At 71.5% G+C, this 24014-nt stretch carries 19 protein-coding genes; 7 read left to right on the top strand and 12 right to left on the bottom strand.

Annotated elements, in window-relative coordinates:
• Positions 1 to 4: 4 nt before the first annotated feature.
• On the top strand, positions 5 to 367 hold the full coding sequence (locus tag FHS13_RS09135) for a DUF742 domain-containing protein (protein WP_184290433.1): 363 nt from the start codon (positions 5 to 7) through the stop codon (positions 365 to 367).
• 6 nt (positions 368 to 373) lie between these two features.
• A complete protein-coding gene (locus FHS13_RS09130; protein WP_184290431.1) occupies positions 374 to 970 on the top strand; it encodes a GTP-binding protein in 597 nt (198 codons plus the stop codon).
• 48 nt (positions 971 to 1018) lie between these two features.
• Here the strand turns inward: FHS13_RS09130 and FHS13_RS09125 are convergent, their stop codons facing one another.
• The 4 genes from FHS13_RS09125 to FHS13_RS09110 form a co-directional block, all read right to left on the bottom strand.
• Positions 1019 to 1834, bottom strand: a complete 816-nt coding sequence (locus FHS13_RS09125; protein ID WP_184290429.1) for an ABC transporter ATP-binding protein — start codon at positions 1832 to 1834, stop codon at positions 1019 to 1021.
• Between the two features lie 55 nt (positions 1835 to 1889).
• Positions 1890 to 2978 carry a FecCD family ABC transporter permease gene (locus tag FHS13_RS09120; protein WP_184290427.1) on the bottom strand — a complete coding sequence of 363 codons (1089 nt, stop codon included), beginning with the start codon at positions 2976 to 2978 and terminating at the stop codon, positions 1890 to 1892.
• The gene (locus FHS13_RS09115; RefSeq protein ID WP_184290425.1) at positions 2975 to 4009 is read right to left on the bottom strand and encodes an iron chelate uptake ABC transporter family permease subunit; all 1035 of its coding nucleotides are present in this window, start codon (positions 4007 to 4009) and stop codon (positions 2975 to 2977) included. Before FHS13_RS09115 ends, FHS13_RS09120 begins: the two co-directional genes overlap by 4 nt.
• 140 nt (positions 4010 to 4149) lie before the next feature.
• A complete protein-coding gene (locus FHS13_RS09110) occupies positions 4150 to 4920 on the bottom strand; it encodes a TSUP family transporter (protein ID WP_184290423.1) in 771 nt (256 codons plus the stop codon).
• Positions 4921 to 5178: 258 nt separating this feature from the next.
• Here FHS13_RS09110 and FHS13_RS09105 point away from each other — a divergent pair, with 258 nt between their 5' ends.
• Positions 5179 to 5943, top strand: a complete 765-nt coding sequence (locus tag FHS13_RS09105; protein ID WP_184290421.1) for an SDR family oxidoreductase — start codon at positions 5179 to 5181, stop codon at positions 5941 to 5943.
• A 119-nt stretch (positions 5944 to 6062) separates the two neighbouring features.
• Here the strand turns inward: FHS13_RS09105 and FHS13_RS09100 are convergent, their stop codons facing one another.
• The 3 genes from FHS13_RS09100 to FHS13_RS09090 form a co-directional block, all read right to left on the bottom strand.
• On the bottom strand, positions 6063 to 7805 hold the full coding sequence (locus FHS13_RS09100) for a protein kinase domain-containing protein (protein ID WP_343064962.1): 1743 nt from the start codon (positions 7803 to 7805) through the stop codon (positions 6063 to 6065).
• Positions 7806 to 7923: 118 nt separating this feature from the next.
• A complete protein-coding gene (locus FHS13_RS09095) occupies positions 7924 to 8619 on the bottom strand; it encodes a pentapeptide repeat-containing protein (RefSeq protein WP_184290416.1) in 696 nt (231 codons plus the stop codon).
• Positions 8620 to 8690: 71 nt separating this feature from the next.
• Entirely contained in the window at positions 8691 to 10241 is a 1551-nt protein-coding gene (locus FHS13_RS09090; RefSeq protein WP_184290959.1) for a PucR family transcriptional regulator, read from the bottom strand.
• A gap of 355 nt (positions 10242 to 10596) precedes the next feature.
• Here FHS13_RS09090 and FHS13_RS09085 point away from each other — a divergent pair, with 355 nt between their 5' ends.
• Entirely contained in the window at positions 10597 to 12303 is a 1707-nt protein-coding gene (locus FHS13_RS09085) for a protein kinase domain-containing protein (protein WP_184290414.1), read from the top strand.
• A gap of 419 nt (positions 12304 to 12722) precedes the next feature.
• Here the strand turns inward: FHS13_RS09085 and FHS13_RS09080 are convergent, their stop codons facing one another.
• From FHS13_RS09080 to FHS13_RS09065, 4 genes are all read right to left on the bottom strand, one after another.
• A complete protein-coding gene (locus tag FHS13_RS09080; protein WP_184290412.1) occupies positions 12723 to 13673 on the bottom strand; it encodes a D-alanine--D-alanine ligase in 951 nt (316 codons plus the stop codon).
• Positions 13674 to 13723: 50 nt separating this feature from the next.
• The gene (locus tag FHS13_RS09075; protein ID WP_184290957.1) at positions 13724 to 14956 is read right to left on the bottom strand and encodes an aminotransferase-like domain-containing protein; all 1233 of its coding nucleotides are present in this window, start codon (positions 14954 to 14956) and stop codon (positions 13724 to 13726) included.
• 625 nt (positions 14957 to 15581) lie between these two features.
• Positions 15582 to 16901 (bottom strand): GAF domain-containing protein, encoded by a 1320-nt coding sequence (locus FHS13_RS09070; RefSeq protein ID WP_184290410.1) that lies wholly within the window; start codon positions 16899 to 16901, stop codon positions 15582 to 15584.
• A 193-nt stretch (positions 16902 to 17094) separates the two neighbouring features.
• The gene (locus FHS13_RS09065) at positions 17095 to 18630 is read right to left on the bottom strand and encodes a PucR family transcriptional regulator (protein ID WP_343064961.1); all 1536 of its coding nucleotides are present in this window, start codon (positions 18628 to 18630) and stop codon (positions 17095 to 17097) included.
• A 189-nt stretch (positions 18631 to 18819) separates the two neighbouring features.
• Here FHS13_RS09065 and speB point away from each other — a divergent pair, with 189 nt between their 5' ends.
• The 3 genes from speB to FHS13_RS09050 all read left to right on the top strand — a co-directional run bounded on the left by speB (position 18820) and on the right by FHS13_RS09050 (position 23009).
• Positions 18820 to 19776, top strand: a complete 957-nt coding sequence (gene speB, locus FHS13_RS09060) for an agmatinase (protein ID WP_184290408.1) — start codon at positions 18820 to 18822, stop codon at positions 19774 to 19776.
• Positions 19777 to 20009: 233 nt separating this feature from the next.
• Positions 20010 to 21494, top strand: coding sequence for a cytosine permease (locus FHS13_RS09055; RefSeq protein WP_184290406.1), 1485 nt, complete (start codon positions 20010 to 20012; stop codon positions 21492 to 21494).
• A gap of 75 nt (positions 21495 to 21569) precedes the next feature.
• Entirely contained in the window at positions 21570 to 23009 is a 1440-nt protein-coding gene (locus FHS13_RS09050; protein ID WP_184290404.1) for an aminobutyraldehyde dehydrogenase, read from the top strand.
• 80 nt (positions 23010 to 23089) lie between these two features.
• Here FHS13_RS09050 and ddaH read toward each other — a convergent pair whose 3' ends face one another.
• On the bottom strand, positions 23090 to 23932 hold the full coding sequence (ddaH, locus tag FHS13_RS09045; protein WP_246404989.1) for a dimethylargininase: 843 nt from the start codon (positions 23930 to 23932) through the stop codon (positions 23090 to 23092).
• Positions 23933 to 24014 lie beyond the last annotated feature (82 nt).

Genomic DNA, 24014 nt, shown 5'->3' with positions numbered 1-24014 from the left:
CCCCATGTCCGCACACGACGAGGAATGGCCCCCCGACGCGGACCTGATGCGCCCCTACTCGCTCACAGGCGGACGCACCCGGCCCTCCCGCACCGACCTGGCCCTGACCGCCCAGGTCGTGTCGGTGCCCGGATCACTCCCCTCCGGAGCCGACCCCGAACTCGAACTGATCGTGTCCCTGTGCGTGCACCCGCTCTCGGTCGCCGAGGTGGCCTCCCGCGCGGGACTGCCCCTGGGAGTGACACGCGTACTGCTGGCAGACCTGGCCGACCGGGGCTGCGTGGTCGTACACACCTCCTCCTGGGAATACCGCCGACCCGACACGGCAACCCTGCGCTCGGTACTGGAGCGCATCCGTGAGCTCTGAATCCCTATGGACGGGACGTGGACTGTGACCGAATCGACCCTGGCCGGGCCCGTGCCCGACACCCTCAAGATCGTCGTCGCCGGCGGCTTCGGAGCCGGAAAAACCACACTGGTGGCCTCCCTGAGCGAAACGGAGGCACTGCACACCGAGGAACGGATGACCTCGATCAGCGTGGGCGTCGACGACCTCGAAGGGGTCGAGGACAAAACCACCACCACGGTGGCCCTGGACTTCGGCCGCATCACCCTCGACCCCACCACCGTGGTGTACCTCTTCGGCACCCCCGGACAGCGCCGCTTCTCCTACATGTGGGAAGAACTGGTCCAAGGAGCGCTGGGAGCCGTCGTCCTGGCCGACACCCGGCGCCTGGCCGACTCCTTCGACTCCATCGACTTCTTCGAGTCGCGCGCCGTCCCCTTCGTCGTGGCCGTCAACTGCTTCGACGGCCACAGCACCCACCGCCCCGAGGACGTGCGCACAGCCCTGGACGTGTCCCAGCACGTACCGGTGCTCCTGTGCGACGCACGCCGCCGCGACTCCGCCAAGGAGGTCCTGGCCCAACTGGTGTCCCTGGTGCTGCGCCTGGCACAGGCCGACACCTGACACGGCAACCGTGAGGGGCGCGGGGCACCACCCCGCGCCCCTTCCCCTTCAGCGGCCCGCCCGCCGCCGGTCCACCGGCACGATCATCGGCGTGTGCGTCTCGGGATCGTCGATGACACGCACCGGCAACCCGAAGACGTACTCGACCAGCTCGGCGGTCACCACCGACGCCGGATCCCCCTCCGCCACCACCGCCCCGTCCTTCATCACGATCAGGTGGGTGGCGTAACGGCAGGCGTGGTTGAGGTCGTGCAGCACCGCCACCAGCGTGTGCCCCCGCTCGGAATGCAGCTGCGCACACAGGTCGAGCATGTCCATCTGATGGGCGATGTCCAGATACGTCGTGGGCTCGTCCAACAGGAGCAGGGGCGTCTGCTGGGCCAGCACCATCGCCAGCCACACCCGCTGGCGCTGGCCGCCTGAGAGCTCGTCCACCGACCGCTCCGCCAGCGCCGCCACCCCCGTGGCCTCCATCGCCTCGGCCACGACCTCCTCGTCACGGCTCGACCACTGGCGCAAGAACCCCTGATGCGGGTAGCGGCCCCGCGCCACCAGATCCGCCACCCCGATACCGTCGGGAGCGATGGAGGTCTGCGGCAGCAACCCCAACCGGCGCGCCACCTCCTTGGCCGGATAGGAACCGATGACCTGGCCGTCCAGCAGCACCTGCCCCTGCGAGGGCTTGAGCGTGCGCGACAGGGCCCGCAGCAGCGTCGACTTCCCGCAGGCGTTGGGCCCCACGATCACCGTGAAGGAATTGTCGGGAATCGCAACGGCCAGATCCTGGGAGATGACGCGCTGCTCGTAGGCCAGCGTGAGGCCGCTGCCGTTCAGACGGGTGGAGGCGTGCGCCGAAGTGGTCATGGTCTTCCTCGTTCGTACCGGAATCGAAAACGGCACCAGGGCCGGCAGACACGCCTCAGGCGCGGTTGCCGCGCCACTCGGTGTACAGCAGCCACAGCAGATAACTCCCGCCGATGACCGCGGTGACCACCCCCACCGGCAGCTGAGCGGGCGCCAGCACCCGCATCGCCACCAGGTCGGCCACCGCCAGCAGAGCAGCACCCATCAGCCCCGACAGCACCAGCGTGGTCCCACCGCTACGGGCCAGGCGCCGCGCCAGCTGAGGAGCGGCCAACGCCACGAACCCGATGGGCCCGGCCACCGCGATGGCCGCACCGGTCAACGCACTGGCCGCCGCCAGCGCCACCACCTGCGTGACCTGGGTCGGCACACCCAGACCCCGCGCGGTGTCCTCCCCCAACTCCATGTAGCGCAGGCGCCGACCCAGCCCCACCAGAAGCGGACCCAGCACCACCAGCCCCGCGCACACCGCAGCGACCTCCCCCCAACCGCGGCCGTTGAGACTGCCGATCATCCAGATCTGCGCACCCATCGCATCGGTCAGATCCGCACGCGTCATCAGATAATCGCGCACCGCACCCAGCACCGCCGACACACCGATCCCCACCAGCACCAGACGGTAACCCTGCACCCCGCCCTTCATCGCCAGCAGATACACCAGCGCGGCCGTGGCCAGACCCGCACCGATCGCCCCCAGCGACACCACCGTGCGGCCCGCACCGAACACCAGGATCGCCGCCACCGCCCCCGTGGCGGCACCCGAGGTGAACCCGATGATGTCGGGACTGCCCAGCGCATTGCGCGACAGGCTCTGGAACACCGCACCCGCAAGCCCCAGCGACGCACCCACCGCGACCGCCGTCAGCGCCCGAGGCAGACGCACCCCCTGCACGAAGAACACGTCCAGGCGCTCACCGAAACCCAGCATCGCCCCCGGAACCCGCTCCAAGGGGATCGCGTAGTCACCCACCGACACCGACAGCGCCACCACCGCGACACTGACCGCCACCAGCACCAGCCCCACGGCCAGCGCCCGCGGCCGCACCAGCACCGACACCCGCCCGCCCCACAGGCGCAGCGCCCACGCCGTCCGCAACCGGACCCGACCGCCCTCGGCCGACCGGGCCGAAATCAAAGTCGTCACAGCTTGGCCATCTTCCTACTCCGGACCAGCGCGATGAACAGGGGAGCACCCACGAACGCGGTGATGATCCCCACCTCCAGCTCCGAACGGGGCAGCACCACCCGGCCCACCGTGTCGGCCGCGGTGAGCAGCACCGCACCCAGCACCGCCGAATAGGGCAGCAGCCAGCGCTGGTCGGGACCCGTGACCAGACGCGCCAGATGCGGAATGACCAGACCCACGAACCAGATGGGCCCGGCCGCGGCAGTGGCCGCACCGCACAGCAGGATCACCCCCACCGCGCTCAGGACCCGCACCTGCCCGATGCGCCCGCCCAGCGTCGAGGCCAGCTCGTCCCCCAGCGCCACCACGTTCAAGGACGGCCCCAGCGACAGCGTCAGCATGACACCCACCACCAGGAACGGCGCGACCTGCCAGAAGATCTCCATGTCGCGCCCCGTCAACGACCCCACCTGCCAGAAGCGGATACGGTCGAAGACGAAGTCGTTGAGCACGATCACGCCGTACACCAGCCCCTGCAGCACCGCGGCGACCGCCGTCCCGGCCAGGGCCAGACGCACCGGCGTGGCACTGGAGCGCCCCCGCGAACCCAGCGCGTAGACCGCCACCGCCGCCAGCGCCGCCCCCGCGAAGGCCGGCCACACCAGCGCGGCACCGCCCGCACCGAAGACGAAGACCGCCACCACCACGGCCGCCGCCGCACCGGAATTGACCCCCAGGATGCCGGGCTCGGCCAGCGGATTGCGGGTCAGCGCCTGCATGAGGGCCCCCGCCAGCCCCAGCGCCGCCCCCACGAAGACCCCCAGCACGGTCCGGGGCACACGCAGCGTACGGATCACGTCGTGGTCGTAGGTGCCCCGGTAGTCGGTCAGGGCCGCCCACACATCGGCGACCGCGATGGGCTTGGCACCCACCGTCACGCTCAGCAGCGCACACAGGCCCAGAACCGCCAGGCAGACCACGAGCCCCACGGGCCGGATCACACGCCTGGTCGGCGAGGGAGGCGCGAGAGCAGACACGCGCAAGGCCACGGCTTCCCCGTTCGTCTCGGGTGGTGATGGGCTGGAACCGGTGGCCGCGCCCCACGCAGGGAACACAACCAAACAGACCAGGACAGGTTAGCCTTACCTATAGCAGGCGCGCACAGAAGGGTCCCCCCAAAGCACCCCGCTCAGCCCCCGAAGACGTCCCACCCCATCCGCGCCAGCAGCGCACACACCACCACCAGCAGAACCACCCGCACAAAACCCGACCCCCGCGCCAGCGCCATACGCGCACCGACCTGCGCACCCACCACCGAGCACCCCGCCAGGACCGCCCCCAGCAACCAGTCCACGTGCCCGCCCAGCGCGAAAACCGCCAGCGCACCCAGATTCGTACACACGTTGACGACCTTGGCCGACGCCGACGCCGACACGAAATCCATCCCCAGCACCGCGGTGAAGGCCATGACGAGGAAGACCCCGGTCCCCGGGCCGATCAACCCGTCGTAGAAACTCACCCCCGCACCCGCCAGGAGCACCGCCGCCACCACCCGGACGCGGGTACGGGAACGGAGATCGGCCACCGCGCCCATCCCCGGACGCAGATGCACCACCAGGGCCACCCCGGCCAGCACCACCATGATGACGGGCTTGAGCACATCGGCGGTCAGCGCCCCCGCCAGCGCCGCACCCGTCCCCGCGCCCACCAGGGCCAGTCCCGCCGTGGGCCACACCACCCCGCGATCCAGCTCGACCCGGCGGGCATAGGCCACGGCCGCCGACGCCGTACCCACCACCGCACCCAGTTTGTTGGTTCCCAGCAAGGTCGCCAGCGGTGCGGAGGGAACGGCCACCAGCAGTGCCGGAAGGAGCAGCAGCCCTCCCCCGCCCACCACCGCGTCGACCCAGCCCGCGGCAGCGGCGACCAGCATGAGCAGGCCCCAGATCTCGGGTTCCACCGGTCAGCACACCCCGGTCCCGCACACAGAGAGGGTCATGGGCTCTTTCTCAACGGTCAACAAATCGCCGCGAGTCTACCCACACTCCCCCAAACCCCTTTCCACCGGACAGGCGAAACCAACCGAGGAGAACCACCACCGCGACCGCACCCAGAACCCGGCCCCCGAGACCGCCCACACCCCGCAGACGGACCATCAGAACGACACCCTCAGACAATCCACTTGCCCGCCCCGCCCGCCCCTGTGACCATTCCACCCATGCAACCCACTCGCCCCGTCGCCCTCGTCACCGGCGTCGGCCGCACCGCAGGCATCGGCGCCGCCGTCGCCCGCCAACTGGCCGCCGACGGCTGGGACATCGCCCTCACACACTGGAACGCCTACGACGCACGTATGCCCTGGGGCGCCCAACCAGACGCCACCCGACAGATCACCGACGACCTCACCACCCACGGCGCCGCGACACTGGCCATCGAGGCCGACCTCGCCGACCCCGACACCCCCGCCCGGATACTGCAGCGCACCCGCAGCGAACTGGGCACCCCCACCGCCCTCGTCATGTGCCACTGCGAATCGGTCGCCTCCTCCCTCCTCGACACCACCATCGAGAGCTTCGACCGCCACTTCGCCGTCAACGCACGCGCCACCTGGCAACTGATCCGCGAATTCGCCCTCCACCTGGACACCACCCACACCAGCCCCCGCATCGTCGCCCTCACCAGCGACCACACCGCACACAACCTGCCCTACGGCGCCAGCAAAGGAGCCCTCGACCGCATCGTCCTGGCCGCCGCCCGCGAACTCGCCCACCTCGACGTACGCGCCAACGTCATCAACCCCGGCCCCGTACAGACCGGCTGGATCACCCCCGACCTCGCCCGCGAACTCACCGCCGCCACACCCCTGCGACGACTGGGCACCCCCACCGACACCGCCGACCTCGTCGCCTTCCTCTGCTCACCCCGCGGCAGCTGGATCACCGGCCGCCTCCTGCACAGCGACGGCGGCCTCTCCGCACCCTGAGAACACACGACCGCCCCGGTCCGGATCAGGACGGGATCCGGACCGGGGCGGCCGTGCCTCATCGTCGGACAGCGCTCAACCCCATGTCAACAACACCGGCGCCCCTCCGCCGGCCCCACTCAACCCCAGAAACCGAAGCTGTACAGAAGCCCGTTCGTCGCCGCCGCGACACCCACGGCCAACACCGCACCCGTCACGAACGAACTACGCAACGACCGCACCAGGAACTCCGCCGCCACCAAGTTGTTCAGCAGGAAATAACCCAGCATCGTCGCATGCCAGAACCCCTCCCAGCTCCACGGCTCGAAAACATGGGGCGCACCCGCCCACACCTCTGTCTCCGTCGTCAACCACGACCACGCCAACTCCGCACCGTAGCCCAACGGAATCTGGATGAACGGCAGCACCAGCAGCGGCAACAGCTTCACAAACCCCCACAGCCCCGGCTGATGCGCACGGCGCGCCTCGGCCTGCGCCAACCGCGCCGCCTCCTGCTCCGCGCGCATCCGCTCACGGTGCACACGCTCGGCCTCCTGCTGGCGGCGCCGCTCCTGCATCCGCTGCTGCTGCTCCTCCTGGCGCTGCTGCTCGACCTGACGGCGCCGATGCTCCTCCAACCGCTGCTGCTCCGCGATCCGCATCTGCTCCGCCTGCCGCATCTGCTCGGCCTGCCGTCCGCTCCCCGAGGCCCCGCCCCCGCCGTCCCGGTACAGATCCGCATACGGATCCACCCCACCACCGCCCGGGAGCCCGCCGTCCTGACCGTAACGAGCCGTCTCCGGCCCCCTCACCGCCCCACCGGCCCCGGCAACACCCGTCCCGGCCACCTCCTCACCGGAAAAACGCGCCGTCGGCTGCGGCCCCTGACCCAGCACCGACGTCGCACCGCCCTCGTCCACCGGCACCACCCGGGTGGCCTGCCCGCCACCGGCCCCCAACACCTCGGTACGCCCCGCCGACTCCCCCTCCGCCGCCGACGCCTCCAACGCACCGTTGACCTTGGCCACCTGCTCCTGCACACCCGCCATCACCGCGGGCGGCAGCCACGACGCACCCACATGCACATCACCCAGATGGTCCAGAATCTCCTCCGGCCCGGGACGCCCAGCCGGATCCTTCGAAAGACACGCCGCCACCAGGTGCCGCAACGACTCCGGAACCCCCGACAGATCCGGCTCACGGCTGATGATGCGCATCACCAGCGTCGGCATGCTGCCCTCACCGAAAGGACCCACACCCGACGCCGCATAAGCCAGAACCGCACCATAGGCGAACAGATCGCTCGCAGGGGTCAAGAACTCCCCCTGCACCTGCTCCGGACTCATGAACCCCGGCGTACCGATGATCGACTGCGTCGCCGCCGTCCCGTCCGTGGCACGCGCGATACCGAAATCGATCACCCTCGGACCGTCCTGCGCCAGCAGCACATTGCCCGGCTTCAGATCCCGATGGATCAACCCCACCCGGTGGATCTCCGCCAGCGCCTCGGCCAACCCCGCCGCCAGCACCCTCACCGTCGCCTCCGGAAGCGGACCGTGCGCACGCACCGCATCGTCCAGAGGCAGCGACGGGACATAGGAGGTCACCAACCACGGCACCTCGTCCTCGGGCCCCGCATCGATCACCGGAGCGGTGAAGGCACCGCTGACCTGACGGGCCGCCGTCACCTCCCGCACGAACCGCTCACGGAACGAGGCATCGGCAGCCATGTGCGGATGGATGCGCTTGACCGCCACGGCCCGCCCGCCCACCGACCGGCCGAAGAACACCTGACCCATACCGCCGGCACCCAACCGGCCGATCAACCGGTACCTGCCGATACGATCCGGATCAGTGCTCTCAAGGGGACCCAACGTCCTCACCCTCCGCCTCTTGCGCCCACGCGCCCGCACACGCGCGGGCGACGCAAGCGATCGTAGCCAACCCCGGACGCCGCCCCGACCCGTCCGAGACCGCCCGAACCGCCTCCCCGGCCCCGGCTCAGGACTCCACGCGGATCCCCAGCCCCGCCAAGATCGCCCCCGCCTGCACCGCACTCACCAGAGCACCCCGCAGGCACCCGGCCTCCTCCAGCGACAGATCTCCCAGGTCCGCGCCCCGCACATCCGCACCCTCCAGACGCGCCCCCACCAGCCGAGCACCCCGCAACCGCGACCCCACCCACACGCTCTCGCGCAGATCCGCACCCGACAGATCGGCCTCGTCCAGACGAAGCCCCTCCACATACTGACCGCGCAACACCAGGCCCTTGCACCGCGCCAGCATCAGATTGCAGTGCACGAACCGATACCCCACACCGCGCAACCCCGTCAGCTGCGCCCCCGTCAACCGGCACCCCTCGAAAACCGCATCGGTCACGAGGGCACCCTGCCAGCGCGTATTGGCCAGATCCACACGCTCGAACCGCGCATCGACGCACTCGGCCGAGGCGAACGACGCCCCCGCCGCCCCACCCCCCGATACGACCGCCCCGTCCAGGTCCGCGCCCTCCAACCGGGCCCCCTCCAGCCGGCAGTCGGTCAGCACCGCCCCCGCCAGATCCGCTCCCCGCAGATCCGCCCCCGACAGGTCGCAGCCCACCAACACACGCGACCCGCCTCCCGGCAGAGGCCCCGCATCCCGCAGATCCGCACCGGCAAGGTCGGCACCCACGATCTTTCCCTCGTCCAGAACCATCCCCACACCCTAGGACGCACACAGCGGAGCGAGCACCCGGCGAACACACCCCAGGGCCGGCATCCCCGCGCTCAATCGCGCAGCTTCAACGCCAGGAACAGATCCACCCGATGCTCCAGAGTGCTCAGATCCCGCCCCGTCAACTCCTCCACCCGCCCGATCCGGTACCGCAACGTATTGACATGCACATGCATCGCCGCCGCACACCGCTGCCACGAACCCGAATGCTCCAGGAACCGCTCCAACGTCTCCACCAGCTCCGAACGATGATCGCGGTCGTACTCCAGCAACGGCCCCAGAAGCCGCTCCCGATACGAAACCTGCACCTCCTCGGGCACCGACGCCAACAAGAGCTCGTGCGAATCGATCTCACTGCCCGCGATCACCCGGCACCGCCCCCCGCGCAACTCCGCCAACCGCCGCGCATGGCGGGCCTCCACCGCCGCCGCACGCAACTCCCCCACACCCCGCACCGACGCACTCGTCCCCAGCGCCAACCGCCGCTCGGCCATCCCCGCCTCCAGCACCCCGCAGCGCCGCACCACCTCACCCCGCACCCGCTCCGCATCCCCCTCCGGCACCAGCGCGAGCACATCACCCCCACCACCGTCCCGAGCCACCACCGCCCCCGCGAAGCCCGCCACCAGCTCGGCCACCACACCCAGCACCGAGCCCTCCTCCACCGGCCCGGGCAGCACCGCCGCACTCACCACCACAACAGCCGCATCCACCGACCCGCCCACACCGCGCACCAGCGCCGCGGCCTCCTCCAGGCGCTGAGCCGCCAGCAGACGCGACAAACCCTCCAGATGCCGCGCCGCCGTCACCACACGCTCCTCCGCGCGGCTACGGGCCACCTCGGCGACCGCCCCCAGCTCGGCCACCGCCTCGCCCAGCTCCTCACCCCACGTATCCGGCTCGCCCTCACACACCAGCAGCCACCGCGCCTGCGCACACGTGCGTGCGCCCTGCACCGCCAGCACCGTCACCACCGCACCGCGCCCGCCCCCCAGCCGCACCGTGCGCGGAAACTCCGACCAACCCAGGGCCTGCGCCGCCAACCACTCCCGGTCGTCCTGCGCCAGCACCCCGCCCGACCCCGCGACATCACGGCCGCTGCCCGAGACCACCCACGCCCTCAGCCCCGCCTGCCCCGCCGACTCCGCGAACACCTTCGCGAAATCCGCGCCCGAGGCCACCTGTGCCATCAGGCGCCGACTCCGGTCCCGGCTGCGCGCCATCGTTGTCAACCGCTCCCGCGTACGGGCCCGCAGCACCTCCTCGGTGACCGCACCGAACGCCGTCTGCGCAGGCACCTCCAACAGCGGAAGCCCGAACTCCCGGCAGGCCTCCACCAGATCCGGCGGCACCTCCCCCAGAGCCGTCCCCGCCCCCAACGCCACCGATCCCGCCGACACCACCGACGCCACGAACGTCCGCGAGTCCTCCGCACACGTGCGCCACATCATCCCTGTCAGCACCAGCCCACCACCGCGCAGATAACGCGCCGGCTCCAGCAGATCGGTCGTGTAGACCCACTCCACCTCGCGATCCGCCAGTTCCTCCCCCACCAGGAACCTCAGATCCAACCGCTCCACCGCGAGCAGATCACCGATCCGCATGGACACCCTCCCCTGCACCGAAAACCCCGACACCAGCGGCACAGGCGGACACCTCCACGAACATCCCCCACCCACCGCTTGTAGGAAACAACCAACGATAACCGTCCACCCGCCCCCGCCTCATGCCACCGCCCAGCCATCCCCGGCCGCCCCCCGGGACATCGTGGGCATCAAGGTCCGACCGCACATCACCGACAGAAAAAACAGCTCGCGTGAAATGCGAACCAATCCACCAGCTGTCCGAAAAAAGTGAGGTGATCGTTGCCCGAAAGTGATCTCCTTACCTGCTCATCCCCACGTCAAAGTGGATGATGGAGTCCGCAGCCAGCGACTCCGCAACGACCAGGGCGCTCCCATGACCACTCCGCTCACCCCTGCCGACCCCCGACGAATCGGCCCCTACACCACCACGGCACGCATCGCCGGAGGCGGCCAGGGGACCGTCTACCTCGCGCACACCCCCGACGGACCCCCCGCCGCCGTCAAGGTCCTCTCCCAGGCCTGGGCCGGCGACACCGCCCAGCGCCACCGCTTCGCCAAGGAACTGGACGCCGCCAGACGGGTCGCCCCCTTCTGCACGGCCGCGGTACTGGACGCCGACATGGACGCGGACATGCCCTACATCGCAGCCGAGTACGTCCCCGGCCCCACCCTCCGCGAAGCCGTACGCGACGAGGGCCCCCGCACCGGAACCGCCCTGGACCGGCTCGCCATCGCCACCGTCACCGCCCTGACCGCCATCCACGAGGCAGGCGTCGTCCACCGCGACCTCAAACCCGGCAACGTGATCCTGGGCCCCGACGGACCCCGCGTCATCGACTTCGGCATCGCCCGCGTCGTCGACGCGACCCAGCAGACCACGAGCGTGGCCGGCACCCCCGCCTACATGTCCCCCGAACAGGTCCGGGGCGCCCAGCTCGGACCGGCCTGCGACATGTTCTCCTGGGCCGCCGTCATGGCCTACGCCGCCACGGGCCGCCACGCCTTCTCCGGCGACAACACCATGGCGGTGCTCCACCGCGTTCTCGCAGAACAGCCCGATCTGCACGGAGTCCCCGAGCGGCTGCTCCCCCTCCTGCAGCGCTGCCTGGACAAGGACCCCGACTCCCGCCCCTCGGCGGCCGAGGTCCTGGGCATGCTGCTCGGCCGTGGTCCGATGCCCCAGGCCCCCACCCTGGTCCTGGAGGAGGCCTGCTCCGCCGTCCTCGCCGACACCGCACGCATCCAGCTGCCCCCGGACGGCCACACCCCTTCTGTCCTGCCGGCCCCGACGAACACGAACCCGGCGGACCGATCCGCCCATCCCGGCAAGGACACGGCAGCCGACACCGCAGGCCCGGGCCCCTGGAACCCCGCCGCCCCCGGCGGCGGACACCCCGGGACCGCCGTGTTCCCGCCGCGGCCACGCCGATCGGACGACCCCGTGCGCCCCGCTCCCCCACCGGGGCCCCCGCCCTCTCCTGCTGCCCAACCGCCTCCGCGGGGGCGCCGCTCCCGGACCTCTCGCAACCGCCCCCGGTCCGTGTGGAAGAGCGCTGCGGCGGTGGCGGTGTTCGGCCTCATGGCCGGCTTCCTCTACCTGGCCCTCAGCGGTGGGCTGCCCGCACAGGTCTTCCCCGCCGGCGGCATCGACCTCCCCGCGCAGGACGTCGAGGAGGCACCCGCCGAGAACACCCCCGCCGAACAGGGATCCGTGGAGGAGGGCTCTCCGGCCGGGCCCCGTTCCTCCGAGCACGACGACGAGGAGCCCGGCGCAGTCGACGAGAGCGGTGAACCCGCGGACGGTCCGACCGCGGACGCCTGCCGGGCCAACCCTCACGCACCGGGCTGCGGACCGTCCTCCTCCCCCGGAGACGGCTGCGAGCACGGCTCCTGCGAGTCGCCCCGGACCGAGCAGCCCGAGACGGAGCAGCCTCAGCAGCCCGACCCCGAGACCGGGGGCGAGGAACCTGCCCCCGCACCCGAGGAGCCCCCGGCCCCCCAGCCCGAGGACCCGGGCACTCCTGCCCCGGCCCCCGACACCGCCGACCCGGGCACCACCCCTCCGGCCGAGTCCCCCTGAGCCTTTTCGCCCGGTGATCTTGCTCCTGGGAGCAAGATCACCGGGCAGGCCACATGCCGTCCTGAAATGATCTTGTACCTAGGAGCAAGATCACCGGATGGAACCTTCTTTTAGGAAGAGGTGCGGCGTAGCCGCTCCTTGTTTCCTTTTCTTTTTTATTGAAAAGAACCGCCACCTTTACGGCGTAGATTTATAAGTTTCACGCAGAGCGGCGCAAGGATGCTCTGCGTCAGCGTCGAGCGCGAAGGTCCGTACCGCGCCCTCCCGGTCCGGTCGATCTCCCCACCGCGCACCGGTGCCGGACGTGGCCCGCTCCCCCGCTCCAGGCGACGAAGGCCCGCGGCCGGTCCCCTCCCCCGCGCCGGCACCGGGCATGCCAAAGAGCCCCGACTCCGGTGAGCGGGGCACTCGGGCGCGGATCAGCCGCGCAGGAGCGCCTGGTGGGCGAGCTCTCGGCACACCACCGCGAAGTCCAGCCCGGCGGCGGCCGCCGCCATCGGGAAGGTGGAGGTCTCGGTCAGGCCCGGAGCGGCATTCGTCTCCAGGAAGGTGATCTCCCCGTCGGCGCCGACGATGAGATCGGTGCGTGACAGGTCGCGCAGGCCCAGGGCCCGGTGGGCGGTCAGCGCCGTCCGCCTCGCCCTGTCGAGGGTCTCCTCCGGCAGGCGGGCCGGGCAGAAGAACTCGGTGCGTCCGGCGGTGTAGCGGGCGGCGTAGTCGTAGACGCCGCCGTCGGGGACGATCTCCACCGGCGGCAGGGCCACAGGGCCCGCACCGGTGTCGAGCACCCCCACGGCCAGTTCGGTGCCCTGGACCTGTTCCTCCACCAGCGCGCAGTCGCTGTAGGCGAAGCAGGAGACCAGGGCCGCCGACAGCTCCTGCTCCGAGGCGACCGGGGCCGCTCCGAAGGCGGAGCCTCCGTGGTCGGGCTTGACGAACAGCGGCAGGCCCAGCGTGCCGGTCAGACGCGACAGCAGCGCCGGAGCCCCCAGGTCGTGGAAGGCCGACTTGGGCAGGGCCGCGCCGCGGGGCACCCGCACGCCCTTGTCCGCCAGGAGCGCCTTGGCGGTGGGCTTGGAGTAGGCCAGGCGGCAGGCCTCGGGGCGGGCGCCCACGTAGGGCAGTCCCAGCAGTTCGAGGACCTCTCGGATGACGCCGTCCTCGCCGGCCGAGCCGTGCAGGACGGGGAAGACGACCTGGGGCGGGTCGTCGGCGATCCGGTCCAGGAGAGTGGAGTCGACGTCGGCGACCTGGACCTCCACGCCCATGCGGCGCAGCGCGTCGGCGACGCTGCGCCCGGACTGGACGCTCACCTCGTGTTCGGGGGACAGGCCCCCGGCAAGAACGAGAACCCGGTCAAGGTCTGCCACGGCGCGGACCTCCTTCTGTGCTGCGGTCATGGTGCTTGGGTGCCTTCGCGTCACGGCAGATCGGGGGCAGGCGCCTGGAGTCCCCCCGCGGGCGGGGCCAAGGTGGTGCCGAAGGTATCACGCAGGTCGAGTTCTCCCTCGATGGCCGTGACCAGGCGGCGCACGCCCTCGCGGATCTGCTCGGGGGTGGGGTAGCAGAAGCTCAGCCGCATGCTCTGCCGGCCGCGCCCGTCGGCGTAGAAGCCGGTGCCGGGAACGTAGGCGACGCGCGCGCCGATGGCGCGGGGCATCATGGCCTTGGCGTCGATGCCCTCGGGAAGGGTGGCCCAGACGAAGAAGCCGCCCTCGGGACGGGTCCAGGTGCACCCGGCGGGCATCATCGCCTCCAGGGCGGAGAGCATCGCGTCGCGGCGCTCGCCGTACATGGTGTTGAAGGTCTTGATCTGCTCACGCCAGGGAAAGGTCCGCAGGTAGCGGCGCACCACCAGCTGGTTGAAGGTGGAGTGGCTGAGCATCGCCGACTCGGCGGCCAGGACGAGCTTGGCGCGCACGGCCGAGGGGGCCAGGGCCCAGCCGATGCGCAGTCCCGGGGAGAAGGTCTTGGACAGCGATCCCAGGTAGACGACGTTGCCGCTGCCCTGGGAGTAGAGGGTGGGCCGGGGCTCACCGTCGTAGCGCAGCAGGCCGTAGGGATTGTCCTCGACGATCAGCACGTCGTGCCGCTCGCAGGCCTCGATCACCTTGGCGCGCCGTTCGGTGCTCATGGTGATGCCGGCCGGGTTCTGGAAGTTGGGGATGGTGTAGAAGAACTTGACCGGGCGCCCGTCGAGCTGGGCGCGGACGAGCGCCTCCTCGAGCTCCTCGGGGATCACGCCCTCGTCGTCCATGCCCACGTGTCGGATGTCGGCCTGGAAGGCGGCGAAGGTGTTGATCGCGGTGACGTAGGTGGGGGCCTCGGTGAGGACGACGTCGCCGGGGTCGACGAAGACGCGGGTGATGAGGTCGAGGGCCTGCTGGGAGCCGACGGTGACGATGATGTCGTCAGGGGCGGCGTCGATGCCCTCCAGGGACATGTAGTCGCACAGCAGTTCGCGCAGGGCGGGGTCCCCTTGGGCGGAGCCGTACTGGAGGGCGGTGGGCCCCTCCTCGGTGACGACGTCCTTGACCATGTCGCCGATCTGCTCCAGGGGCAGCCCGGAGACGTTGGGCATGCCCCCGGCGAGGGAGACGATCTCGGGGCGCGATGCGACGGCGAAGAGTGCCCTGACCTCCGATGCGACCATGCCCTGGGTTCGGTGTGCGTAGCGGCCGATGTGCGGGTCGATGCGCGAACCCTGGACGGGCTGTTGTTCTCGGTGGTCAGCGGACACGATCCACCTCCGCGGTCTGTTCGGGTCGGCGCGGGGCCGGTCCGGGATCATCGTTGGTCCTGGGTTCGACGCCCGCCGCCGTTGTGCGGTTCACACGGAGGTTCCGGTGAACACGGTTCGGTAAATGCACTGAGTCTAGCCCAGCGGTGCGGGCGGGGAGGCCGTCCGAGCGCTGTGTTCCTCCCGGTCACCGATGCTCCCCGTGGTCGGAGAGGTACCCGGGGTCAGGGGGTGTGCTCTCGCGGGGTTACCGGAACATGGGGAGGTCTTTCCCGTCCGGCGGGCAGGAGCGGTGTGCCCCGGCAGGGCCGGGGCACACCGCTCTCCGGGCGGCCCGGATCTTCCCCCGAATCTCCGTGTGGGCCGCCGTGCACGGGCCCGTCGGCGTGTCCGCTCTCCCCGCACCCCCCTCAAGGTCCGAAGAACACGACGAAGACGCGCCTGCGGGGTCCGCCGTGCCCTCTCCTGCCCGGCAGCCCCTCCGGACGGGCCTGCCTGTCCAGTTGAGCGCCTTCCCTCCCCGGAGGCAAGGGTTGCACTAGGTTGCGGCTTCGACACGCAGAGCCAGGGGAAGGCCGCTCTCCTCCCATTCCCTGCGCAGCGACCGCACCCCCGGAGCGGTCGAGGCGGGCAGCAGGTCGGCCGGTGCCGCGGGGGCGGCCAGGCGCACGTCCACGTCGTCGCCGAACCGGTAGGGGCGGCTCGCGAGGACGCCTCCCAGGTGGCGGCGCAGGCGTGAGATCTCGGCGCGCACGGTCACCGTGTGCCCCTCGGAGCCGAACACGGCGTGGGAGAGCTGGGCGGCCGTGACCCCGTCCCTGCGCGCGGCGAGCAGGAGGAGCAGTTCGGCGTGGCGCGGGGTGAGCCGGTGCGACCAGGTGCCGCTGGGGCCGCTCACGGTCACCGAGGGCGGGGAGCCGCCCAGTTCGAGGGAGACCGAGGTGGGTGCGGCCGCCTCGGTCGGGCGGGGCCGGACCAGCCAGCCTCCGGGCAGGGGTTCCAGGGAGCACTCCCCCAGGGCCGGCAGCCAGGCCGTACCGCCCTCGCGGCGGGCGGGCAGCAGTACGCGGCGGAGCGGCTCCATGCGGACGGCCGCGGCGGTCCATCCGGCGTCGTCGACGACCAGGGCGGGCCCGCCCATCCCTGCCAGCAAGGGGGCGGCGACCGAGCGCAGGCGTTCCAGGTGGGCGTGGTGCAGGCTCTGCAGGTGGGCCTCCGCCAACCGGGCCACCGCGCTGACCAGGGCGAGGGTGGAGGGGTGGACGGTGGAGACGGGCCCGGTGACGTCGACGGCTCCGAGCAGCCGCCCGTCGCGGGGGTCGTGGACGGGGGCGCAGGCGCAGGTGAGGGTGTGCAGGTTGCGGACGAAGTGCTCGGCGGAGTAGACCTGCACGGGCCTTCCGACAGTCAGGGCGGTGCCGATGGCGTTGGTGCCGGTGCTGCCCTCGTTCCAGAAGGCGCCCTCGACCAGTCCGACGCGTTCGCAGACGGTGCGGACCCGGCGGGAGCCCTCGCGCCACAGGACCTGGCCGGAGGCGTCGGTGACGAGCATGGCGTGGTCGGCGTGGTCGGCCACCGACATCAGGGAGTCGCGGATCAGGGGCAGGACTCCTGCCAGCGGAGACTCCTCCCGAAGGCGGTGGAGCTCGGAAGGGGCCGCCAGGCGGGGCGGGGGTGTGCTGTCGGGGTCGATGCCGAGGCGGCGGGTGCGGCTCCAGGAGTCCTGGATGACCGGGCGCAGTCGGGCCGGCGCGGGGCGTCCGCTCAGGGCGGCCTCGTGCACGCGCCGCAGCAGAAGTGCGTGCTCGCGTGCGTCGGCTCCTGCGGGCAGGGCCGCGTCCAGCGGAGGAAACGGCATACGACCCCCTGTTCGGGTGGGCTGGACTCTCGTGGGGCCGGGGCGCACCCGGGCTCGTCGCCCCGTACGGTCTCCACCGCCCTTTCGGGCATGCCCAGCTTGCCCCACCTGGGTTCCGCGTTCCCCCTGGGAACGCTGATTCACGTGTGTTGGCCGCAACCGGTCAACCGGGGCTCCGGCGGGGAGGCCGCCGCTATCCTTCGCCGCTCCGGGTGAGGGCGAACCACAGGCGCATGCGCTGCTCGGGGTCGGCCAGGTCCACGCCCAGCTCGCGTTCGATGCGTCCGATCCGGTAGCGGACGCTGTTGCGGTGCGCGTTCAGGTCCGCGGCGGTGCGGTCCCAGTTGCCGTGGCGGGTGAGCCAGGCCTGCAGGGTGCGGCGCAGGGTGCGCGCGTTCTCGTCGTCTCCGGCCAGAGGCCCCAGGACGTTCCGGGCCAGTTCGGCGGCGTCGGCGGAGCTCAGGAGGGCGTCGAAGGGATCTCGGTCCTCCTCCCAGAGGAGAGGCTCCCCCATGGTGCGGGCGCGCAGGAGCAGGGCGGCGGCGTGCCGCTGCGCCTCGGTCAGTTCCCCGGCCGCCACGGGGCCGCTGAGGGCTCCGGTCCATCCGTGCAGCAGGAGCTGGTCGAGGTCGGCGCGGTGGACCTCTTCTCCGCGGTCGGCCAGGACGGCGCGCAGGGTCCCGTCGGGGCGGGTGCCGCTGACGCGGGTGTCCAGAGGCAGGCGGGAGGCGGGGGTGTGCCGGGCGTCGGCGGCCGCGTGCAGGACCCGGTAGGCGGCGGGTCGGCCGGTCGCGCCGGTGAGTTCGGACAGCAGCGGTTCGGTCTCCTCGGTGGGGCCGCCGTCCAGGAGCAGGCCGGCCAGGAGGTGCCCGGGGACGGGCTGGGTGTCCTGGACGGTGCGTCCGACCAGGTCGATCAGGGCGGTGGCGGTGCGCAGGACGGCCCGCTCGGTGATGCCCAGGGGGCGGGGGCGGCCGACCATGAGGACGCCGTGCTCCTGGGGCGGGGTGCCGACGGTGTGGAGGAAGACCTCCTCGCCGCCGGTGCGGGCCTTGGCGCTGCGGGGTCCGGAGGGTTCGGTGAGGCGTGCGGCGAGCGTGCGCAGCTCCTCGTCGGGGGCGGTGGGCGCACCGGCCGTGGCGGAGACGGGAGCCGGCGCACCGGTTTCCGCGTCCCCGGAGGCTGCCGGGCGGGTCAGCAGGGCCCAGGCGTCGAGGGAGGAGGCCAGAACGCGCAGGATGCGGTCCACGGGCCGGTCGGCGGTCACGGCCCGGGCCATGTCCCGGTGGGCGTCGCCGAGGCGCTGCAGTTCGCGCAGGCGCAGTTCCTCCAGTGCCTCGCCGACGGCGCGGCTGACCGCGGCGAAGGGGGTGAGGCGGGGCACCTCGATCAGGGGCAGGCCCTGGCTGCGGCACTGCTCGGCCAGGGCGGCGGGGACGGTGTCGTGGACGGGGGTGACACCGAAGCCCAGAGCGCTGACGCCCACCTCTGCAAGGGCGGTGACGTAGGAGCGCAGGCCCGCGTCGTCGGCGGGCAGGTTCACCCCTGCGGTCAGGAGCAGCTCGCCCCCGTTCAGGTAGGGGGTGGGGTCGACCAGTTCGCTGGCCACCGCCCACGACACCCCCGGGTCGCCGACCTCGACCACGGCGGTCAGGCCGAGGTGTCGTCTGGCCAGCACGGTGCTGAGCGCGACGCTGTAGGCGCCGATACCGTCCGCGTCGTCGGCCACAACTTCCCCCTTTTCTGGTCTCTTCCTCCATGAGAGCACGCATGTTTGTGCGTTTCATCCACTGGAGCGGTGCCTGTGACGTGCCTAACCTGTGCGGAGCGCACGCGTTTCCGAGGGGTTTCCTCGCAGCTCGCGGCGTGTTTTTTCTTCTTCATCCGCCGCCGAAGACGAAAGGGGCCTCTCCGACCGATGAGCACACCGATCGGACCCACCGACTCCAGCCTCGTACCGCGTTTCGCCGGGCCGGCGACCTTTGCTCGGCTTCCCCGCATCGACCAGGTGGAGCGGGCCGACATCGCCGTGGTCGGCGTTCCCTTCGACACCGGCGTCTCCTACCGCCCGGGGGCCCGCTTCGGCCCCTCCGCCATTCGCGAGGCCAGCCGCCTGCTGCGTCCCTACCACCCGGGTCTGGACGTGTCTCCGTTCTCTGCCGCCCAGGTGGTCGACGGCGGTGACATCGCGGTCAACCCGTTCGCCATCGGCGACGCCGTGGAGACCATCGACGAGGCCGCCACCCAGTTCGTGCGCTCGGGCACCCGCATGGTCACGCTGGGCGGGGACCACACCATCGCCCTCCCGCTGCTGCGGTCGCTGTACCGCGAGCACGGGCCGATCGCGATGCTGCACTTCGACGCCCACCTGGACACCTGGGACACCTACTTCGGTGAGCCCTACACCCACGGAACCCCGTTCCGCAGGGCCGTGGAGGAGGGCATCCTCGACACGGAGGCGATCTCCCACGTGGGTACCCGCGGCCCGCTCTACGGCAAGAAGGACCTGGAGGACGACCGCCGCTTCGGTTTCGGCATCGTCACCTCGGCCGACGTCATGCGCAAGGGTGTGGACGAGATCACCGACGCGCTGCGCCAGCGGATCGGTGACCGCCCCCTGTACGTGTCGGTCGACATCGACGTGCTCGACCCGGCGCACGCGCCGGGCACCGGGACCCCGGAGGCGGGCGGCCTGACCAGCCGCGAGCTGCTGGAGATCCTGCGCGGCCTGGCCGGCTGCAACCTCGTGGGCGCCGACGTCGTCGAGGTCGCGCCCGCCTACGACCACGCGCAGATCACCGCCACCGCCGCCTCGCACGTGGCCTACGACCTGGTCAGCGTCCTGGCTCTCAACCAGGAGAAGCGCGGGGCCTGACCTGCCCGGGGCCCCTGCCCGGGGCCCCGGAGCCGGGGAACGGCGTGTCGACGGCGCCGCGCCGCTTCCCTGCCTCCGCCGATGATCCGGCGGGGCGCTTCATCCCCCCTCCCCATCACCACCCCACCCCCGGTCCGGCATCGGCCGTTCCGGGACCGTCCCCACGGGAGCAAGCCGTGAGCACACCCCACACACCCGCGGCAACCGGGCAGACGCCCGGTTCGCCTCCGAAGGTGACCGAGATCGAGACCTACGGGGTCGCTCCGATCCCGGTCAAGGCGCAGACCTCGCGTCCCTTCGACCTGTTCCGCCTCACCTTCGGCGGGGCCAACACGTTCGCCACCATCATCCTGGGCACCATGCCCATCGCCTACGGGCTCAGCTTCACCGCAGCGGCCACGGCAACCGTGGTCGGCGTGGTGCTGGGCGCCCTCATCCTGTCGCCGATGGCGCTGTTCGGACCGCGTACCCGCACCAACAACGCCGTCTCCTCCGGAGCCCACTTCGGTGTGGTGGGGCGTGCGCTGGGGTCCCTGCTGTCGCTGCTGACCGCTGTCACCTTCTTCTCCATCTCCGTGTGGGTGAGCGGTGACGCGATCGTGGGCGCGGCGATGCGCTTCGGCTTCGACGGCGGCGACTGGCTGCGTGCACTGGCCTACGGCGTCATCGCGGTGGCGGTGTTCGCGGTGTGCGTGTACGGATTCCAGTTCATGCTGCTGATCAACAAGGTCGCGGTGGTGGCCGGCACCGCGCTGATGCTGCTGGCGGTGTTCGCCTACGGGGGCGACTTCGACCCCTCCTACGCGGGCAGCGGTGAGTTCCTCCTGGGCGGTTTCTGGCCGACCTGGGTGCTTTCGGTGCTGACGGTCATGTCCAACCCGGTGTCCTTCGGCGGGTTCCTGGGCGACTGGTCGCGCTACATCCCGGCCACCCGTTCGACCCGCTCGATGCTGGCCGCGCCGTTCCTGGCCCAGGTCGCGACGCTGCTGCCGTTCTTCTTCGGCCTGACCACGGCCACCCTGGTGGCCGACCCGGCGAACTACGTGTCGGGGCTGGCCGCCGCCTCCCCGCTCTGGTACGCGCTGCCGCTGCTGCTGGTGGCCCTGATCGGCGGACTGTCCACGGGCACCACCTCGCTGTACGGCACGGGCCTGGACTTCTCCTCGCTGGTGCCGCGTCTGAACCGCCTGCAGGGTACCGTCGTGGTGGGCTGCCTGGCACTGGTGCTGATCTTCGTGGGCACGTTCCTGTTCGACATCGTCGAGACGATCAACGCCTTCACGATCCTCATCGTGCTGCTGACCTCGCCGTGGATGGTCATCCTCATGCTGGGGTACCTGTTCCGGCGCGGGTTCTACGTGGCCGAGGACCTCCAGGTCTTCAACGAGGGTCGCCGCGGCGGCGCCTACTGGTTCTCCAACGGCATCAACTGGCGGGCCATGACCGCCTGGCTGCTGTCGGCCGGCATGGGCCTGGTGTTCGCCAACACGCCGCTGCTGGTGGGCCCCCTGGGCAACCTGGCCGCGGGGATCGACCTGAGCCTGCCGGTGGCGCTGCTGACCGCGGCGATCACCTACCCGATCGCCGTCATCGCCTTCCCCGAGCCGCGCTCGGTGTTCGGTCCGCAGGGTCCGCGCCTGGTCCCGGCCAAGGAGGAGGCCGCCCCGGTGGAGACCGCGAAGACCGACGAGGACGGGACCGCTCCGGTCCTGTCCTGACGAGAACCGGGGCCCGGCGGCGCACCGCGGGGGCGCGTGCCGCCGGGCCCCTTCCATCCACAGACGCGAGGACACATGCGTATCCACGAGTTCGACACCCTTCCCTCGTTCGTCGGCGGCGAGCCGCTGGCCGCCGCGGGCGACCGCGCCCTGGACCTGGTCGACCCGGTCACCGGAGAGGTGAGCGGCCGGGCCGGGATCTGCGGCTCCGCCGAGGTGGAGGCGGCCATGGCCTCGTCGTCGAAGGCCTTCCGCACCTGGCGCAAGGCCACGCCCGCCCGGCGCCAGGACGCGCTGCTGGCGATCGCCGACGCCCTCGCGGCGCGGGCGGAGGAGTTCGCCGACGCCGAGTGCCGCGAGACCGGCAAGCCGCGCGCGGTCGTGCTGGAGGAGGAGATCCCCTTCTGCGTGGACACGCTGCGGTTCTTCGCCGGGGCCGCCCGCCATCTGGAGGGGCGCGCCGCCGCCGAGTACATGGAGGACCACACGTCGTGGATCCGCCGCGAGCCGGTGGGGGTGTGCGCGGGCATCACCCCGTGGAACTACCCGCTGATGATGGCGGTGTGGAAGATCGGCCCCGCGCTGGCCGCCGGGAACACGGTGGTGCTCAAGCCCGCCGAGACCACGCCGACCACGACGGTCATGCTCGCCGAGATCGCCGCGGACGCGCTGCCGGAGGGTGCGCTCAACGTGGTGGTGGGCGACCGCGACACCGGCCGCCTGGTGGTCGCCCACCCGGCGGTGCGCCTGGTGTCGGTGACCGGTTCGACGCGGGCGGGCATCCAGGTGGCCAAGAGCGCCTCGGAGGACCTGAAGCTGCTGCACCTGGAGCTGGGCGGCAACGCACCGGTGGTCGTGTTCGACGACGTCGACGTGGCCGAGACGGCCGCCGGCGTGGTGGCCGGTGCCTTCATCAACACGGGCCAGGACTGCACGGCCGGCACCCGGGTGCTGGTGCAGGAGGGTCTGTACGACGCGTTCGTGGCCGAGCTGTCGCGTCAGGCGTCGGCTCAGGTCACGGGTGTCCCCAGCGACGAGCCCAGTGACTTCGGCCCGATCAACAACGCCGACCAGTTCGCCCGGGTCACGGGCCTGCTGGAGCGGCTGCCCGAGCACGCGGTGGTGGCGACCGGCGGGCACCGGGTGGGCGATCGCGGCTTCTTCCTGGCGCCGACCGTGGTGGTGAACCTGCGCGCCGACGACGAGATCGTGCGCGAGGAGGTCTTCGGCCCGGTGGTGACCGTGCAGCGCTTCTCCACCGAGGAGGAGGCGCTGGAGCTGGCCAACGGGGTCGACCAGGGCCTGGCCGCGTCGGTGTGGACCCGCGACCACTCCCGCGCCCTGCGGATGAGCGCCGAGCTGGACTTCGGCGCGGTGTGGATCAACAGCCACGGCGCCCTGGTGTCGGAGATGCCGCACGGCGGGTTCAAGCACTCGGGGTACGGCAAGGACCTGTCGGCCTACAGCCTGGAGGACTACACCCGCGTCAAGCACGTGATGAGCGCGACGGGCTGACGCGTCACGAGGGGAGCTCCCGGAAGGGGCTCCCCTTTTTTTCTGCGGTCGGCGCCGGGGCCGCCGGCCGGACCGCGTCGTCAGTCGGGGGCGCCGCGCAGTTCCAGGGTGCAGCACTTGGCGCCTCCGCCGGCCTTGCGCAGCTCGTCGATCTCCACGTGGTGGACGGTCAGGCCCAGGGCCCTCAGGCGTGCGGCCAGCCCGGTGGCCTCGGCCGGGAGGATCGCGTTGCTCCCGTCGCAGACCGCGTTGAGCCCGAGGACGGCGGCGTCCTCCTCCGTGGCGGTCAGGGCGTCGGGATAGAGGGCGCGCAGCACCTTCCGGCTTCCGGCGGAGAACGCGCCGGGGTAGTAGGCGATCTGTGTTCCCGAGAGGGCACACAGGGCCGTGTCGAGGTGGTAGAACCGCGGGTCGACCAGTTGGAGGGTGACCACGGGGCGGCCCAGGAAGCGCTCGGCCTCCTGGTGTGCGGCGGCGTCGGTGCGGAAGCCGGTCCCGGCCAGGATCAGGTCGTCGAGGGTGATGAAGTCCCCTTCCCCCTCGTTGACGTACTTGGGCTCGCTGGTCTCCACGAAGCCCTCGCTCACGCCGGCCTTGCGGAACCAGTCGAGGTAGGCGGGACCCTCGGGGGTGCGCTCGGCGCTGGCGAAGCGGGCTCCGTAGACGCGCCCGTCGACGACCAGGGCACCGTTGGCGGCGAACACCATGTCGGGCAGGCCCTCGACGGGGGTGATCTCGCTGACTCTGTGGCCCAGTTCCAGGTAGAGGTCGCGCAGGGCCTCCCACTGGCGGATCGCCCTTTCCCTGTCGACCTCCGCGGCCGGGTCCATCCAGGGGTTGATGGCGTAGTCGACGGCGAAGTAGGTGGGGCGGCACATCAGGTAGTGCCTCCGGTTGCGCACCGGACCGGTCGGGCTTCCCATCGGACCTCCTGATCGCCCGCCCGGGGACGGGTCTCCTCTCCGCGGTGCGGGCCCGGGCCCGCGGGGTGCCGGGCGGTACGGA

This window comes from Nocardiopsis algeriensis, from assembly GCF_014203695.1.
Taxonomy (GTDB): Bacteria; Actinomycetota; Actinomycetes; order Streptosporangiales; family Streptosporangiaceae; genus Nocardiopsis; species Nocardiopsis algeriensis.
Note: the sequence above shows the minus strand (reverse complement) of the source record. Positions and strands in the feature narration are given on the sequence as shown.

Bases quoted from the DNA above. Each gene is read 5' to 3' on its own strand.
- speB (WP_184290408.1), top strand. From the start codon at position 18,820: ATGAGCACACCGATCGGACCCACCGACTCCAGCCTCGTACCGCGTTTC.
- FHS13_RS09070 (WP_184290410.1), bottom strand. From the start codon at position 16,901: ATGCCGTTTCCTCCGCTGGACGCGGCCCTGCCCGCAGGAGCCGACGCA.
- ddaH (WP_246404989.1), bottom strand. From the start codon at position 23,932: ATGGGAAGCCCGACCGGTCCGGTGCGCAACCGGAGGCACTACCTGATG.
- FHS13_RS09135 (WP_184290433.1), top strand. From the start codon at position 5: ATGTCCGCACACGACGAGGAATGGCCCCCCGACGCGGACCTGATGCGC.
- FHS13_RS09125 (WP_184290429.1), bottom strand. From the start codon at position 1,834: ATGACCACTTCGGCGCACGCCTCCACCCGTCTGAACGGCAGCGGCCTC.
- FHS13_RS09130 (WP_184290431.1), top strand. From the start codon at position 374: ATGGACGGGACGTGGACTGTGACCGAATCGACCCTGGCCGGGCCCGTG.
- FHS13_RS09085 (WP_184290414.1), top strand. From the start codon at position 10,597: ATGACCACTCCGCTCACCCCTGCCGACCCCCGACGAATCGGCCCCTAC.
- FHS13_RS09075 (WP_184290957.1), bottom strand. From the start codon at position 14,956: ATGGTCGCATCGGAGGTCAGGGCACTCTTCGCCGTCGCATCGCGCCCC.
- FHS13_RS09105 (WP_184290421.1), top strand. From the start codon at position 5,179: ATGCAACCCACTCGCCCCGTCGCCCTCGTCACCGGCGTCGGCCGCACC.
- FHS13_RS09050 (WP_184290404.1), top strand. From the start codon at position 21,570: ATGCGTATCCACGAGTTCGACACCCTTCCCTCGTTCGTCGGCGGCGAG.
- FHS13_RS09095 (WP_184290416.1), bottom strand. From the start codon at position 8,619: ATGGTTCTGGACGAGGGAAAGATCGTGGGTGCCGACCTTGCCGGTGCG.
- FHS13_RS09090 (WP_184290959.1), bottom strand. From the start codon at position 10,241: ATGCGGATCGGTGATCTGCTCGCGGTGGAGCGGTTGGATCTGAGGTTC.